Source organism: Petrotoga olearia DSM 13574 (assembly GCF_002895525.1).
GTDB lineage: Bacteria > Thermotogota > Thermotogae > Petrotogales > Petrotogaceae > Petrotoga > Petrotoga olearia.
Genome location: NZ_AZRL01000006.1, coordinates 29291 through 46463, shown reverse-complemented (window position 1 = coordinate 46463; position 17173 = coordinate 29291). Strand labels below are relative to the sequence as shown.

Below are 17173 nucleotides of genomic sequence, written 5' to 3'. Positions count from 1 at the left end.
CTTCTAGAATCTAAAAATTTTTAAAATACTTCCATCATTCTTAGCTCCCCTTCGCACCGTAGCCCCCCATCTAAGGAAGGGACCTGCGGTCCCTTTACCCAGCAGGGTGAGGGAGGGCTTCGCCCTGTAACCCTTTTAAAATCGAAATCTTATTTTTGAAAATCTTTTTATTTCTAAAGTGTCTAGAAATTTGATATTGTTTGTGATAGATATTTTCTAAAAAAGTACTTCAACGTTCAAAACACTTTCTTCAAATAATTCCGGATTAATAATATTTCCATTGATTTCTACACCATTAACTACAATCTTTTTCTCATTACTTTTTTTGTAAGTTATGTTTAACTGTTTTCCCCTGAATATTCTCCTTACTTTTACTTCTTTCCAATCTTCTGGGAACAAGGGTTCTATTCTTAATCCTTCCCATTCGGGTTTTAGCCCAAAAATTCCCTCAACTCCAACTATGAAATACCAAGCTGCCGATCCTGTATACCAAGTCCACCCTCCTCGTCCAAAATAAGGAGAATCTGGCCCATCAACGTTACCAGGGGTAACATATGGTTCAGCTAAGTATTTATCAGGTTCCAAACCCCTATAAATAGGCATAAAGCTTTTGTAGATTTTGTATGTTTCAGGATCTTTCATCTTTGAGGCTGCCAATATCGCCCAAGTGCCTGCATGAGTGTATAATCCACCATTTTCTCTAACTCCTGGAGCGTATCTGCTTAAGTATCCAATTTCTGAATCGGGGTTCGCAAATGCTGGTTGAAAAAGAAGTGGCCCATAATCTTTAAAAAGGTACTTTTTTGCTGATTGATAAGCTGCTTCAATTCGTGTTTGTGTTGCGGTGCCGTTGATTATTGCCCAAGTTTGTGCGTTTAAAAATATCTTACCTTCACTGTTTTGTTTACTCCCAATCGGTTCTCCATTGTCTTTGAATGCCCTTACGTACCATTCTCCATCCCAGGCGTATTTGTTTATATTTTCTTTAAGCTTTTCAGCTTCATCCAAAAACCTTTGCATATTTTCTAAATCTCCTATCTTTTCACAAACAACAGAGAAATCTTTTAAAATACCGTACAAGAAATGTCCAAGCCAAACACTTTCCCCTTTTCCTTGAGTGCCAACAGCGTTCATGCCATCATTCCAGTCTCCGTCACCTATTAAAGGAAGTCCTCTTGGGCTCATATGATTTAAATTGTAGTGAATCGCTCTAATACAATGGTCGTATAAAGAAGATTCCCCACCATCCAGGAACTTTATGTTTTCTTTCAAGAATTCTAAATCATTGGTTTCTCTTAAAAGCCTTAGAACAACAAAAGGCAACCATAATCTGTTATCCGATATATTATTTTTGTAGCCAAGTTCGGAAAGCGGATGCCACCAATGGTAAACACTCCCATCTTTGAACTGGTGGGCTGCATGAAGTCTTATTTGATTTTTGGTCTGTTCAGGATCGATGTACAAAAATATCTGACTATCTTGAAGCTGGTCTCTAAAACCATATGCACCACCAGTTTGATAATAAGCCGACCTTCCCCACAATCTTCCAGAAATAGCTTGATATTTCAACCAGTTGTTTAGCATAAAATCTAGGGCTTTATCTGGAGTTTCAACAGTAAATTTCGAAAGCATTTTATCCCACATACCCTTTACTTTTTCAAATTCTTCTTCAACGCTTTCTACTGTCTGATATTTTTTAACAAGGAAATTCACACTTTCGTTGGTATTTTTTTGAGAAACAGCTCCAAGAAGATAAATCAACGTTTTTTCTTCTCCTGGTTTTAAAATTATTTGATTTTTTAAGCTGGCAATAGGATCTTCCCACTTTCCATAGGTGTTTGATATTTCTCCAGTAATAATGGCTTTTGGATTAGAAACACTTCCGTACGGTCCTAAAAATCTTTCCTTTGACCCTTCAAATCCTGCCACTGTCTCACTAACTGAATGAAAAGCTGTATATTCCCAGTTTCTGTTCCAATTTTGACCTTTTTCATTTGGTATCTCCCACATTCTTTTTTCAGCCGTCATACAGTTTAAACCGTTTAAAAAATCTGTTTCTATAAAAGTTTTGTGAAACTCTCTGTGCCAGTCAGGAGCGGCTCCCAAATTCCATTCTAAATAGGTGTAAACAGATAGTCTACGTTCTTTTTCGGAAGTATTTTTTATAGTTAACTTCCATATTTCAACTGGGTCATCTTTAGATACAAACATAGTTAAATTCGTTTTTATATCGAAGTATTTGGTTTCAAATATGGAATAACCTTGACCATGTCTTAATTTATACTCTTGAGGTTCTTTACAACTGGGTTTCCAGCTTGGAGACCAAAAATCCCCGCTTGTATCATCTTTTATGTATATATATTTACCCCATTCATCCTTTATTAGATCTTGTTCCCACCGTGTAATTCTATTTAAACTTGCATGCGTTCTCCAGCTATAACCAGAGCCACTCTGAGATATAATCATTCCATAATCTCTATTAGAAATAACATTTATCCAAGGTTTGGGAGTTTTAGGTGTGGTTATAATAAATTCTTTTCCATCTTCTGTGAAATATCCGTATTTTGTCTCGAACATATCTTCCCTCCTGATTTTTAAAATTACTGTTATAAAGGCTATTAAAAACTTTATTTATAGTTACTTAATCGGTTAAGTTATCTATAAAAATTTAAATTCTTATGCAAGAATGTCTTTCGATTAATTTTGTTTTTAACATATATCTTTTTTCTTCAATTTTTTCTTCATTGATTAAAGCTGTAATAATATCTACAGCTTTTTTACCCATTTCATATATGGGCTGTGAAACTGTTGTTAAAGGCGGTTCTATTATAGAACTGGCCTCGATATTATCAAACCCCACAATGGAGATATCTATGGGAATTTTGTAACCACTTTCTTTTAAAGCCCTTATTGCTCCTATGGCCATTTGATCGTTTGAAGAAAAAATAGCAGTGAATTTTTCTCTTTTTTCTAACAATCTTTTTGTAGCGGCATATCCTTCTTCTTTTGTGAAATTACCGTTTTCAACTAATTCTGGGCTGAATTGGATTCCATAAGTTTTTAATGCCTTTAAATACCCCTTGAATCGTGCCTTTGAATCCCAGGCAACTTCTGGACCTGCTAAAAACGCTATTCTTTTATGTCCAAGTTTTATCAAATATTCTGTCGCCTCATACGCTCCATTTTCGTTGTCAACCATTACGGAATAAATTTCTTCATCTTTTGGTGGATAGTCGATAAAGACAAAAGGAATCTCTCTTTCTTTCAATGATTCTATGAAATTATCAGTAATAAAATAGGCCATTATAATTAACCCGTCAACTATACTTTTATTCAACAGTCGAACTACTTGTTGCTCTCTTTCTGGTCGTGCGTGTGTGGTAAATAAAGTGAGAAGATAATCTTTTTTATTTAAAGTTTTTTCTACTCCTCTAATTATATTGGCATAAAACATATCAGAAATATCCGGGATAACTAAACCTACAAAATGTGTTTTTTCACCAGCTAAACCTCTTGCTGCGGAATTAGGAAAATAATTAGTTTCTTCAATTATACTTTTTATTTTATTTCTAACTGGTTCACTTACACCAGGTTTATCGTTGATCACGTATGACACGGTAGCTTTAGAAACTTGTGCAATCTGTGCAATATCTTCAATAGTTATTCGAGAATTTTTATTCTTCTTTGGTGGCATTGTATATCCTCCAATATTTTATTATAAGAGTACTTAACCGCTTAACTATTCATATTATACCTCTTAAATTCTCAAAATAAAAATCCGATTAAAGCTAATTATAGACAATTAAAGTCGATTAGAGCCGATTAGGACTTAAAAACTTAAAAATTCTTAATTTTTCATTTTTTTATGCTAAAATTTTAAAAAGGTGGAAAATTAGACGATAAGATAAAAGATCCGAAATTAAAAATTTTAAAAACGAATGGTTTGGTCGAGAGACAAAGAGGTACTAAAGTAAGTTTTAGCATTGCTGAAAGCATTAGGCAGGTGTAAAAAAGGAGTTTGAGATGATACATAAGCGTGAAATACTAGAAAAATTGTCAAATCATTTATTAAAGATCAATGAAACGATAAACCCAGAAGTAAAAGCTTACATAGACGGATACGTTGGCCCATTTTCCCAAGCACTTAAAGAAAATTATAAAATTGCAGAAGCTGAAAAATTACCCCTCTGTCAAGATACGGGTATTGTTGAATTCTTTGTTTTTTTAGGAAACGAAGTTAGACTTGAAGAACCGATATTTTCAACTTTAAATGAGGTGGTTGAAAAGGTATACACAGAAAATCCATTCCGATTTTCACTTGTCAGTGACCCCCTTTTTGAAAGAAAAAACACTAAGAACAACATTCCTGCTGTTGTACACATATTTCAAATTTCTGGGAAGAGTTTAGAGATCAAATTTTTAGTAAAAGGTGGGGGAAGCGAGAACCTTTCAGCCTTGTTCATGTTAAAACCATCAATCAATGTCCAAGAGTTAAAAGATCTAATAATCGGGCATGTGAAAGAAAACGGGGCAAAAGGTTGTCCGCCTTTACATGTTGGAATAGGAATAGGTGGAACTTCTGATAAAGCGATGGTTTTATCCAAATTGGCTTTAACTAAAAGTTTCAAAGAAAGAAATCAAAACCCTGTATACGCAGATTTTGAGGAAGAGCTATTGAAAGATTTAAATACTTTAAAAATAGGTTTTCAAGGATTAAAAGAGGGGGCTTCGATTTTTTCGGTACATGTAGAATATGCTCCCACCCATGTTGCAACACTTCCGGTTGGGGTTTCCTTAGATTGTTACCTTTGTAGAAAAGGTGTGGTAAAATTTGAAGATGGATGAAATAAAAAAATTAAAGGTCAGAGAACTCTTACAATACACAGGTGAATTGATAGTTATGAGGGATGCTGGCCACCAAAGACTTTTGGAATTAGTATCAGAAAATTCAAAGCTTCCAGTAGATTTAAATGAAAAAATTGTTTTTTATGCTGGTCCTGCTAATCCTCCAAAGAATTCTAAGATAGGCGTTATAGGCCCAACAACGAGTGAAAGAATGGATAAATATCTTGAAATGATCTTTAAATTAGGGGTGTTAGCAACGGTTGGAAAAGGGAAAAGAAGTGATTTAGCAGTAAAGCTCTGTGTGAAATACAAGCGAGTTTATTTTATAACTCCAAGTGGTGCAGCTGCATATCTTTCTAAATGTGTGAAGGATATAAAGGTTCTAGCCTTCCCAGAATTAGGGCCAGAAGCTATTTATAACATAAGCGTGAAAGATTTTCCTTTAATGGTGGCAATAGATACAAACGGCAATCAGATATTCTAACTTTTAAGGAGTGTTAATCTTGGACGCGAAAGAATTACACAAAATACTCAAAGGAAAAATTAGGACAATTTCGAACGTCGACAATTTGAACGAAGAATCGTTATCCCTACTATACACTCCTGGGGTAGCAGATGTTGCAGAAGAATGCTCTAAAGATCCAGAAAATACATTTTTATACACAAGACGTTGGAACACCGTTGGTATCGTTTCAGACGGGAGTGCCGTATTGGGTCTTGGTAACATAGGACCATATGGAGCGCTTCCCGTTATGGAAGGTAAAGCCTTGTTGTTTAATCTTTTTGGTCAGCTTGATGCCTTTCCAATTTGCCTGAATACACAAGATCCAGAAGAAATTGTTTCAATTGTGAAAAACTTAGAACCTTCTTTTGGAGGTATAAACTTAGAAGATATCTCCGCTCCTAGATGTTTTCGAATATTAGAAGAATTGAATAAAACAATGAATATTCCAGTTTTTCATGATGATCAGCAGGGAACTGCTGTAGTAGTTACGGCAGGATTGTTGAATGCATTGAAATTAACGGGCAAAGAAGCAAAAAATATTAAAGTTGTTATTAACGGTATAGGGGCAGCGGGGTACAATATAGCCAAGTTTTTGATAGATTTTGGCGTTATAAATCTTATTTTAGTTGACAAGAATGGAGTATTGAATAAAAATGTTCCAGAAAGTTGCTTACATGAATATCACAAAGAATTAGCGCAGATAACAAATCCAGAAAATATAATAGGGAATCTCACAGATGCTCTTTTTGGTGCAGATGTGTTCATAGGGGTATCCAAGGGCAATATTTTGAACGAAGAAATGGTAAAAAAGATGAATAAAAATCCTATAATATTTGCACTTGCCAACCCTTTGCCAGAAATAGATCCAATATTAGCAAAAAGCTTCGGGGCAAGTATAGTGGCAACTGGAAGATCAGATTATCCTAACCAAATCAACAATCTCATAGCCTTTCCAGGAATAATGAAGGGAGCGATAGAAAAAAAATCTAAAATAACTAAAAAAATGCTCCATTCTGCAATACTTGCAATTTCAAATTCGTGTATTCCCACGCCTACCAGGATCTTACCCGAAGCTTATGATAAAAGATTACATTTAAACGTATATGAAGCGGTTAAAAATGCTTCAGAATCGAACTAGTTGTTTCTATAATCCATTTTTTGCCTTTACTTTCTCACTTCTCTTTTGGACTTAGCTTCTACTACGAGTGGTCTTTTTCTATTTGATTTTTGCTTGAATATCTCTATTATTGCTTCAGCTTTTTCTGAAGGAACTGTCACAAAAGAAAATTTATCCATTACTTGGATATCTTTTATTTTTTTAATGGTTACACCAGTTTCCCTTTCAATGAATTCAGCAAGCTTTTTTGGTGTCATTTTACTTGAACTACCTAATGCAACAAATAACCTTTGATCCTTGCTTTTTGAAGAACTTTTAACTTCCTTTATTTTGTTATAATTTTCTTCTTTCAAGATTCCACCATAAAAATACTTTAAAATAGAAGAAATTATTTGACTGGGTTCTTGGTCAGTTTCCTCTATTATTTTTTCCGTCAAGATTTCGTATATGGGATCTATATCTTTGGAAAGATTAGATTTGATCTCGTCTTTTATTTTTTCAACTTTTGCATTAACAATATCTTTTGCTTGTGGTATTTTAGCTTCTTCTATTAAGGCTTTTGAGGAATGCTTAATGAACATGAATTTTCTATACTCGCTAGGTGTAACAAAAGTAATAGCTGTACCCTCATTTCCGGCCCTTGCAGTTCTTCCGATACGATGTATATAATTTTCTGGATTTTGTGGAAGAGAATAATTGATAACGTATTTAAGATTGTCTATATCTATACCTCTAGCTGCAACATCTGTGGCTATTAAAATTTTTATTCGTTTGTTCTTAAATTTATCCATTATTCTTTCTCTTTGATTTTGAGAAACGTCTCCATTCAGGGCTTCTGCTTCGTAACCTTTTCTGACTAATTCGTTTGCGATTTCTTCCGATTGGACTTTTGTTTTAGTAAATACAAGACCGTAAAAATTAGTGTCTAAATCTATTAGTCTACTCAAAAGTTCGATTTTATCAGATTCAGAAATCATGTAATAAATTTGTTTTGCCTTTTTTACTGTTATGTCCTCTTTGTTTTCTTGAACTGTTGTTACCGTTTGAAAATTTCCCATATACTTTCTAGCAAGGGTAACAATCCTTTGAGGCATTGTAGCTGAAAACATCAAAATTTGCTTTTCTTTATTAGTTTTTGAGAGTATCGTCTCCACATCTTCTATAAAACCCATATCTAGCATTTCATCGGCTTCATCAATGACCAAATACTTAATTTTACTAATATCTAAAGTACCTCTATTCAAATGATCTATTATTCTTCCAGGGGTACCTACCACTAAATCTACTTTTCTTTTGAGGGTTCTGATTTGATTTCCAATTGAGACCCCTCCATACACGGGAAGAAGGTTCAATCTTTTGTTTCCTTTCAATGAGTCTATCTCATTACAAACTTGCAAAGCTAACTCTCTTGTGGGAGTTAATACCAAAGCTTGAAGGTCGTTTGCTTTCTCTTCTAATCTTTCAATTAGAGGTATACCAAATGCTGCAGTTTTTCCTGTACCAGTTTGAGCCTGACCGATTACATTATTCTTACCAGATAAAAGAAGGGGTATAACCTTTTCTTGGATAGGAGTTGGTTCTTCGTACCCTTTTTTATCAATCGCGTTGAGTATGTTATCAGAAAGGCCCATGTGTTGAAATTTTGTCATGTTTTTACTCCTTTTTCTATTTTTTGGGCCAAAATAACCTTTTACATTATACCATAAGTTTCGTGAACAAATGGTATTTGTTTAAGAATTTAAATAACAATTCCCTTAAATATCTTTATCCTCACAGCGAGCTGAAGAGTTTAGGTATTATTATCGGCAATCGGTTTGCATTACTCCAATTTATTTTTAAAATACTAAGAAAATTAGAGTTATTTGTCTTTAATTGAAAATAATCGTATATAATTACCCATAACCACCACTGTTGAAAGTTGACAGTTTTTGTTATTTGTTGTAGAATTTTGCTGAATGTTGTTGTTTTTTAATTCTGGATCTATAAGAACAATTTTCATAAGAGGAGGTCATCAAAATGAAAAAAGTAGTAAGTATTTTGTTTGTTTTATTGATCTTTTTGGGCATCTCTGTTTTTAGTCAAGTTGAAATTACTATGTGGTTCCACTCAGGAAGAGGCGAAGAGAGAGAGGTTATAGAAGATCAAGTAAAACGATTTAATGCCATGCAGAACGAAGTTAAAGTTGTTGCTGTTCAATTGCCCGAAGGTAGTTACAACGATCAAGTGAACGCCGCTGCTTTGGCTGGAGATTTACCGGATATATTAGATCTGGACGGACCATTTGTTTCAAATTATGCATGGGCCGGTTATTTGAGACCCCTAGATGAATTCATGCCCTCAGAGTTGAAAGAAGATTTCTTACCCTCTATTATTGCCCAGGGGACTTACAATGGAAAAATATACGCGTTGGGAACCTTTGACTCAGGTTTAGCCTTGTGGGGTAATAAAGCCTTGCTGGAAAAAGCCAATGTAAGAATCCCAAAAAACGTAGAAGATGCCTGGACATTTACCGAATTCATGGATGTACTAAGAAGATTGAAAGAATTACCAGAAGTTACTTATTCCTTAGACCTTAAAGCAAACGATAGAGGAGAATGGTACACCTACGGATTGTCGCCATTTTTCCAAGGATTTGGAGCTGATTTAATAGACAGAGAAACCTACATGAGTGCAGAAGGAGTATTAAATGGTCCTGAAGCCGTTGCAGCTGCATCTTGGTTACAGGCTCTGTTTGAACAAGGATTTGTCAATTCAAATCCTCCAGGATATAATGTAGAATTTTTGAACGGTGAAATCCCATTAGAATGGGCTGGACACTGGGAATATCCACAAGGTAAAGGAGCGTTGGGAGATGATCTTGTTTTAATTCCTGCTCCAAAATTTTTCAAACATGTTAGTGGTATGGGATCTTGGGCATGGGCAATAACAACCAACTCAAAAAATCCTGAAGCCTCATGGAAATTCTTAGAATTTCTCTTGAAACCGGAAGAAATTGTTAAAATGTCCAATGCCAATGGAGCTGTCCCCTCTAGATATTCAGCAATTGAACTTTCTGAGCTGTACAAAGAGGGTGGACCACTCAACATTTATGTTCAACAATTAAATACAATAGCCCTTCCTCGACCAGTTACTCCTGGTTACCCTGCTATTACTTTAGCTTTCCAAGACATGATAGGAAATCTAATCAGAGGTGTAGATGTCCAAGAAATTCTGGACAGAGCGGTTAGGGTGATAGATCAGGATATTGAATCTAACCAGGGTTATCCCATATATTAAATGTTACAAGCTCCATGAACAGGGTGAGAAAACTCACCCTGTTTTTAAAATTGATAGAAAACTTTTCAATTATGAAGTAGATAAAGAGGTGAATAAAGTTGAATAAAGCAGAGAAAAGTAGGAAAATGAGTTATAAACAAAGGGGGCTTAAGCAGGCTTTACCTTTTTTATTACCTGCAAGTATTTTACTGTTCGTATTTTTAATAATTCCTTTCTTTTTTGCTTTTTATTTATCCTTTACGAATACTCGTTTAATTTCTCCTATTCCACCTAGATTTGTTGGATTTAGCAATTATGTTAGAATGTTAGGCGATGACCTCTTTGGAAAAGCCCTACTAAATAATTTTTATTTCGTAGCCATAGTTGTCCCTCTTCAAACCATTTTTGCCTTATTTTTAGCGATACTCGTAAACCAAAAAATAAAAGGTAGTACGACGTTTAGGACGATATACTTTTTACCTACCGTAACAACGATGGTAGTTGTTGCAGTAATATGGACATTTTTATATCATCCTGAGGGAACGATAAACGCCATCCTTTCTTTCATTACATTTGGGAACTGGGAGCCTATAGATTTTCTTAGCACCGAAAGAATCGCTTTCCCGACAATAATGTTTTTATCTATTTGGCAAGGAGTAGGTTTTCAAATGCTGATATTTCTTGCGGGATTGCAAGAAATTCCCGAATCATTGTATGAAGCAGCAACAATAGATGGAGCAAACAAATGGAAACAATTTATATATATCACTCTTCCCCAACTAAAAAATACAAGTATATTCGTAATTATCTCTACCACGATACTCGCTTTCAAATTATTCGATCAAGTATACATTATGACAAGCGGTGGTCCAAATTATTCGACATATACAGTAATGTTACATATATATAATCAAGGATTTAGGATGCAAAACGTTGGTTATGCATCTTCTTTAACGGTGATATTTTTTCTCATTATTTTAGGGGTTTCTTTAATTCAAAGAATTCTCCTGAGAGAAGAAAGAGAGGTGTTTTGATGAGGCAAAGAAGTAGAAAAAGAATGATAATTATTAATAGAATTATTAGTTATATTTTAATGATAATTCTCGCCATCTTTTTTTTATTCCCACTTTTGTACATGATCTCCGTGTCTCTTAATCCAAGTGAGATAGACATAGTCAATCAAATGTCTTCAATAAAAGGTTTTATACCCACTACGATTAGTATAGAAAATTTCAAAGATGTTTTTGATCGGATGCCTTTTCAAAGATTTTTATTCAATTCTGTGTTGATCGTTGGTACAACTATAATTGCAGGTTTAATTGTGAACAGCATGATGGCGTACGGACTTGCTAGGTTCTCTTTCAAAGGAAGAAAAATGCTAGTTTCAATAATTGTAGCTTTAATTATCATTCCCTTTGAAGCAATTGCCATTCCTCTATTGCTCATAACCAACAAGATGGGGTGGCTGGATAGTTACCAAGTTCAAATAATTCCATTTATTGCTAATCCACTTTATATATTTCTTCTCTATCAATTTTTCATAAATTTTCCCAAGGATTTGGAAGAAGCAGCTCTAATAGATGGAGCAGGTTGGTTTAAAATTTATTGGAAAATCGTTTTACCTCTTTCTAGACCAGTTTTGGCAAGTGTAGCAATTCTTCATTTTCTTATGCAATGGGGTTCTTTTTTGTGGCCATTGATGGTTACGAGGGGATACACATATAGGCCTTTAACGGTTGCAATGCAAACGTTCTTTGGACAAGCCCCAATCTACTGGGGAGATATCATGGCTTTTGCTACTATGATGACTATTCCTGTTATAATATTATTTATTTTCCTACAAAACCAGTTTGTAAAAAGCGTTGCTACCACAGGAATAAAATAGGAGGTATGTTTTATGACGCAAAATTCATCATGCTTTAAATTGAAAAACAAATACATTTGGGATCTCTGGTTTCTTAAGGACAAAGAAGGTACTTGGTTCAAATATTTTTTAGAATCACCCAGCACAAAAGACCCTGAAGACAGGCATTTTCATTCTTCAATAGGCTTAGCCAAAAGTCAAGATTTAATTAATTGGAAATATGAAGGTATTATATTATCCTCAAATCAAAACAAATGGGACGATACCTCTATTTGGACTGGAAGTACATTTTATTACAACAACGAATACTATCTCTTTTACACTTCAAGAAACAGTAAAAAACCCAACGAGCAACTCATCGGTTTAATAACTTCAAAATCCCCTGATTTCAAGAACTATACAAGAATTTCAGATAACGAACCACTTTTAAGAATAGATCCAAATCTTTATGAAACTAATTCTTACGATGGTATGATACATTTCAGGGATCCTTATGTTTTTCAAGAAGGTTCTGATTTTTACATGGTTTTCTGTAGTAGAAGAAAAGATGGTGAGATCAAAGCAAGAGGAACTGTGGGAATAGCTACCTCTAAAAACTTGATAGATTGGAAAATTCTCGAACCGTTATCTATACCTAAATGGTTTGACAATACCGAATGCCCGTATATTATTAAAAAAGATGGCATATATTATTTGCATTTTTGTTCTAATTCATTTTCGGATAACTTCAAAGAACAAACAGAATTAGATCCTATTCCTGGAGATTATTTCTTAGTAAGCGAAAATTTAAAAGGGCCATACACAAAGACCGCAAATGGACCAGCATTGTTTAAACCGCAAATTGAAAAAATCGCCTACAATACGCAAATAGTTTCACAAAAAAACGATAATTTTATCTTTTTTTGGCAAAAAAGTGAATCAGAGTTATGTCCAATATTTTCACACAGAGGACCTTACAAAATATGGTACAATAATTATGGAATATCTATCGAGAAAGAGGAGTTTATGAAATGAAAACAAATAGCACTAAATTAATTCCAGAAGAAAGACGAAGAAGAATACTTCAATTGCTTGAAAAAGAGGGAAGCATCACAGTTTTTGATCTCTCTCAAATATTAAAAGTTTCCTTTTCCACAGTTCGAAATGATTTAAATTATTTGGAAAGGGAGGGACTTATAAAAAGAACGCATGGTGGAGCCATTGCTAAAGAAAGGTTTAATCCTCTATTTCAAAAAGAAATTGCAGGACATGCAAAAGAAAAATTGGAAATTGCAAAGTATGCGGTTCAATTTGTAGAAAACGATGACACAATATTTATCGATGCGGGAAGCACTACCCTTGCTTTTACTGAAGAATTAATCAACTCTAATAAAAAATGCCATATAGTTACAAACTCATTATACATTATAAATGCTCTTTCTAACTCCATTGAAATAAATCTACACGTTTTAGGCGGAGAATTTATCCCCAGTAATATGAATTTTATTGATTTAGAGCAAAACTTCGAAAAATATAAGTTTAAAAAAGCCTTTATGGGAGTTAACGGATTCAACGAGGAAGGCTTCTATGTTCATGAACTGAGTGAAGCAAATTTTAAAAAGAAAATTATAAAATCAGCAAAAGTTGCATATGTCCTAGCAGATCATTCCAAATACAATAAAATCTGTGCTAACTTGGTTGAAAAATGGAAACAAAATTATATTTTAGTTACAGATGATAGAAAAATAGAAATATAAGGGAGTTAATCTTCCGTTTAACCTTTCTTTTTCACGGACATTTGATTTGATCAAATGTGGAGAATTGAGATAATAAATATGATATAATAAATTGAAAACAAAGTTACAACATCAAAGAGGTGAAAGAAACTTGAAAGGATTTTTAGAAATTTTGCTTCCCTTTGCAATAATTCTTTTGCTTTTTGGTTTTTCTTCACAAAAAGCCTCGGTAACAGCTCAGCCATCTCGTGAAATATCCCCACAAATACCTTCATTTTCAGAAGAAGATGAGAATTTATTCGAAGTCACTTTTATAATCGCTTCGGTTCCAGAAAGTACACCACAAGATGCATCAATTTATATGATGGGGAACTTCAACAATTGGTTGGTGGGAGATGAAAACTATAGATTTGAGAAAATGGGTAATGGAACGTACCAATTAACTCTAAGAATGCCCCCAAATACTGAAATAGAATACCTATATAACCTTGGCAATTATGATAACATAGAGAAAGATTTCTTTGGGAATGAAAGAGAAAATAGAACTTACAAATTTGAATATAACTTGGATGAAGTGAGAAATGAAATAGAAAGCTGGTAGAAAAATGAAAAAGGTCTACTTATTTGACTTAAATGCAGAACATTTTAAAAAGGTTGGAGATCTTATACTTCCTTTTTACAACGAAGACCCTCTAAACTTTTTGTTTCTAGGGCCTTCTGGTTTTTATGTCAAGCAAGTAGCAGAATATATCGCCTCACAAACAGGAAAAACTATCAATCGTGACGCCTTTAGGGTTATAAACCAATATGTAACTGAGACGCTAAAAACATACCAACCACAATCTGTAATACTGAACAGGGATTTTTTGAAAGTATACATCGAAAACGAGATAATGGACTTAATAGAAGAAGAGAAGAAAGACGAAGAATTTTCTGAATATCTAAACGTTATATCCAAATCTCAAAAATCAGTAGAGTACATATTAGATATTTTCGAGAAGAAATGGGAAATTTCAAGGGTTGAAGATGAGGAAATCGTTGAATCCTCCGAAGAATACAAGTTGCTAGATGATTCTATTGATAACAATTCTAATTTGTACATACTTTACACTAAATTAGAAAAAAAACTCGAAGATATTTTAGAAACGAAGTTTGATATGTCTATTAAATATCAGAGAAATTACGATCCCGTTAGTGTGTACAAATGGTTTTATGAGATTTTACCTAGCAGGTTGAAAGAAGAGGAGAAAAAATATATAGGGAAAAGGGTCGTTATTTCCGGATTTTTTGATATTTCTCCAGCTGTTAATAAAACACTTAAAGCTTTCTTTGATCTCTTTGAAGAGGTTCATTTTATTACTTGGATCAATATCGAAGACAGAAGTTTCGACTCAATAACCAACATACACAACTTTTTAAAAAATGAAGATTTTAAATTCCAATCGAAAAGTAATGGGTTAAGAAGGATTTTTGAAAATACCGGAATTGAAATCTTTCCAATGAACAATGATGTTTCTGAAATAGAAATCCTTACAAAAGAAATAAAAAGAAAATTGATAAGTGAAAATCTTTCTCCTGATGATTTGGGGGTAGTTGTTTCCAATAATTCAACTGCAAAATTATTTGCGGATTATTTGGAAGATGCCAAGGTACCTTACAGGTTCAAAAACGACGTTCCGCTAAACGAAAGCCAAATAGTTTTGATACTTCTTCAACCGGTTAAGACACTGGTGAGGGGTTGTGAAGTTGAAGATATCTTGGCAATGGTTGAAAGTGGTTACGGGGGAGTAACTGAGCTAACAATGGAGCAGATAGAACATTATTTAAAGCGATTGAACTTATTTTATGACATACAAAAATCTTCGCTCAAAAACCGAAAAGAAAAATGGATGAATACTATTGAGAAAGAAATAGATAAAAGAAGCTCTCAACTTAAAGGCACAGAAGAAATAGAAAGGATAAGCGAAGAACTCAAAGACTTGAATGAATTAAAAAAATGTCTTGGAAACATATTTTCTCTTTTAGAAAATATCCAAAAAAGCAAAGATCGAAAAAAGTACTTCAGTGTTTCTGATTACAGGGATTTGGTGAAAGAATGGATAGATACCTACCTATCTCATTTCAACATACTAAAAACATACGAGGATGTACTCCCTATCGAGAGTCAATTAAATGCATTAAAAGCCTTCGAAACACTGGTATTTAACGTCGAAGAAAATTTGGGAAAAATTCTAAAATCAGATAAAAATTTAGGAATCGAAAAGTTCTACAAAATCCTTTCCTCTCTTATTCAGATTGAAACGTATAGAGAATCCGAAAGGTACGATAATACAGTAGAAATAATGAGCCTTGAAGACTCAAGATTTGTAAAGAAAAAATACAAATATTTTGTAGGTTTCACTGAAGAAAACTATCCTTCAATAAAGGTCAATCCTTTCATCACATCTATGAGTAACGAAGGTACCTCAATCGCCAAACACTCAGAAAAAATCAGTAGAAGAAACTTGTTTATCTCGATGATCTTCGCAGAAAATATTGTATTTACATATCCAAACGCTAAATTAAGCGGTGAACCAATACTACCCTCTCCATACGAAAAAGAGTTTAGGAACAACTTTAAAAAAGTTAAATATTCCAATAAGTTTCTCTCTAAAAAAGAAATCCTACCAAAAGATCCAGAGAATATTTTCTCTGAAACAGAAGCTACTATTTATTACATATTGAATGGAAAGAAAGAATATTTACCAGATAAACACTTCACTAATATTGAGAGATTAAAAAAAGAGATAACTAATCCACAATGGCAATTATCTAAAAATACTGGCCTTGGACGGTTAAGCCATACAAAAATTACTACTTATGTGGATTGCCCTTTAAAGTATTACCTCGCGATCGAAGGCCGATTATATGGAGATAAAGATTTTGGGAAATTTTTTGATGGACTTATAAAGCATAGGGTGATGAAAGAGATATTTTCCAAGTACAAAAATTATGAAGATATGGCTCAAAAAATTCTCTACGCAGAAGAATTGAAAGAAGAAATAAAAAGTATCGTTGAAAATATTTGGGAAGAGTATACCGACGATTTTTTACAAACCTATGAAGCTATAAAAGACGTAGAAAGTGAAATAATAACAGAAGATATTTTTGACAGTATAGAAGACATATATCGTAACTATATTAAGTTCAAAAAAGGGATGGATCTCACCTATTCTCAAGTTATAGCTACTGAGTTAGAGGTAAATTCAAAGATAAACGTAGGAGATTTTCATGATGTAGACTTAACATCTAGAATCGACAGGGTAGATCTTTTGAATGGTAACTACACATACCTTCTTGATGAGTTCGATGATCAGCTATTACCAGGCGCATACTCAATTATGGATTACAAAAGATCAAAAAATTTTCAAAGTGAACAATTGTTGATTTATTATTTAACCTTATTAAATAACGAAGAATGGAAAAACAAATTAGCAAATTCTGATGTGTATCTAAAATTTCAGGTAGTTTCAAAGAAAAAAGAATACAAAAATAATAATTTTATAAAAATACAGAAAAATAATATTATATATAAACAACACGGACGGGGTGTTAAGTTCGTATCTTTTGATATTAAAGAATTCTACACATGGTTAGAGAAGGTTTTTCAAAACATCAATAAATCTGATTTCACCCCTATAGCAGTAAAAGAAAGAGAAATTAGAAGGTTCTTAGAAGAAATGTATGATAAATACAGCAATGCAAAAACAGGAGAAAAATATTACGACTGCTCTTCTTGCCAATTCAGAAGTTTATGCGATTTGATGCAGTACAAAAAGGATTTTAATATGAACATAAAAAAATACCTTTGAATTAAATGCCCCATATGGTAA

Annotated in this window: 14 protein-coding genes; 10 read left to right on the top strand and 4 right to left on the bottom strand. The window is 33.5% G+C overall.

Translation table 11 applies throughout. The features are described from left to right. Positions 1 to 216: 216 nt before the first annotated feature. Together X929_RS03420 and X929_RS03415 are read right to left on the bottom strand one after the other, a co-directional pair. Positions 217 to 2577: a glycoside hydrolase family 94 protein gene (locus tag X929_RS03420; RefSeq protein WP_103066640.1), complete on the bottom strand. Its 2361-nt coding sequence runs from the start codon at positions 2575 to 2577 to the stop codon at positions 217 to 219. A gap of 91 nt (positions 2578 to 2668) precedes the next feature. Next, positions 2669 to 3694, bottom strand: coding sequence for a LacI family DNA-binding transcriptional regulator (locus X929_RS03415; RefSeq protein ID WP_103066639.1), 1026 nt, complete (start codon positions 3692 to 3694; stop codon positions 2669 to 2671). 329 nt (positions 3695 to 4023) lie between these two features. Between X929_RS03415 and X929_RS03410 the strand changes: the two genes are divergently transcribed. Genes X929_RS03410 through X929_RS03400 form a run of 3 tightly spaced genes read left to right on the top strand, consistent with a single transcriptional unit; the run spans position 4024 to position 6488 of the window. Continuing rightward, positions 4024 to 4845: a fumarate hydratase gene (locus X929_RS03410; RefSeq protein WP_103066638.1), complete on the top strand. Its 822-nt coding sequence runs from the start codon at positions 4024 to 4026 to the stop codon at positions 4843 to 4845. Beyond that, entirely contained in the window at positions 4838 to 5329 is a 492-nt protein-coding gene (locus X929_RS03405) for a FumA C-terminus/TtdB family hydratase beta subunit (RefSeq protein WP_103066664.1), read from the top strand. The genes X929_RS03410 and X929_RS03405 overlap by 8 nt, the downstream gene beginning before the upstream one ends. A gap of 19 nt (positions 5330 to 5348) precedes the next feature. Beyond that, positions 5349 to 6488 carry an NAD(P)-dependent malic enzyme gene (locus X929_RS03400; RefSeq protein ID WP_103066637.1) on the top strand — a complete coding sequence of 380 codons (1140 nt, stop codon included), beginning with the start codon at positions 5349 to 5351 and terminating at the stop codon, positions 6486 to 6488. A 26-nt stretch (positions 6489 to 6514) separates the two neighbouring features. Here X929_RS03400 and X929_RS03395 read toward each other — a convergent pair whose 3' ends face one another. Together X929_RS03395 and X929_RS09645 are read right to left on the bottom strand one after the other, a co-directional pair. Next, positions 6515 to 8116: a DEAD/DEAH box helicase gene (locus tag X929_RS03395; RefSeq protein WP_103066636.1), complete on the bottom strand. Its 1602-nt coding sequence runs from the start codon at positions 8114 to 8116 to the stop codon at positions 6515 to 6517. Between the two features lie 209 nt (positions 8117 to 8325). After that, complete coding sequence (locus tag X929_RS09645) at positions 8326 to 8466, bottom strand: hypothetical protein (RefSeq protein WP_158245433.1); 141 nt, start codon at positions 8464 to 8466, stop codon at positions 8326 to 8328. Between the two features lie 17 nt (positions 8467 to 8483). Here X929_RS09645 and X929_RS03390 point away from each other — a divergent pair, with 17 nt between their 5' ends. The 7 genes from X929_RS03390 to X929_RS03360 all read left to right on the top strand — a co-directional run bounded on the left by X929_RS03390 (position 8484) and on the right by X929_RS03360 (position 17152). Then, a complete protein-coding gene (locus tag X929_RS03390; RefSeq protein WP_103066635.1) occupies positions 8484 to 9743 on the top strand; it encodes an ABC transporter substrate-binding protein in 1260 nt (419 codons plus the stop codon). A 98-nt stretch (positions 9744 to 9841) separates the two neighbouring features. Further along, a complete protein-coding gene (locus tag X929_RS03385; RefSeq protein ID WP_199171504.1) occupies positions 9842 to 10756 on the top strand; it encodes a carbohydrate ABC transporter permease in 915 nt (304 codons plus the stop codon). Beyond that, a complete protein-coding gene (locus X929_RS03380; protein WP_169924946.1) occupies positions 10756 to 11607 on the top strand; it encodes a carbohydrate ABC transporter permease in 852 nt (283 codons plus the stop codon). The genes X929_RS03385 and X929_RS03380 overlap by 1 nt, the downstream gene beginning before the upstream one ends. A gap of 12 nt (positions 11608 to 11619) precedes the next feature. Then, positions 11620 to 12600 (top strand): glycoside hydrolase family 68 protein, encoded by a 981-nt coding sequence (locus X929_RS03375; RefSeq protein WP_103066633.1) that lies wholly within the window; start codon positions 11620 to 11622, stop codon positions 12598 to 12600. Then, a complete protein-coding gene (locus X929_RS03370; protein ID WP_103066632.1) occupies positions 12597 to 13322 on the top strand; it encodes a DeoR/GlpR family DNA-binding transcription regulator in 726 nt (241 codons plus the stop codon). The genes X929_RS03375 and X929_RS03370 overlap by 4 nt, the downstream gene beginning before the upstream one ends. 91 nt (positions 13323 to 13413) lie before the next feature. Next, positions 13414 to 13902: an early set domain-containing protein gene (locus X929_RS03365; protein WP_103066631.1), complete on the top strand. Its 489-nt coding sequence runs from the start codon at positions 13414 to 13416 to the stop codon at positions 13900 to 13902. A gap of 4 nt (positions 13903 to 13906) precedes the next feature. Beyond that, complete coding sequence (locus X929_RS03360) at positions 13907 to 17152, top strand: PD-(D/E)XK nuclease family protein (protein WP_103066630.1); 3246 nt, start codon at positions 13907 to 13909, stop codon at positions 17150 to 17152. Positions 17153 to 17173: the final 21 nt, after the last annotated feature.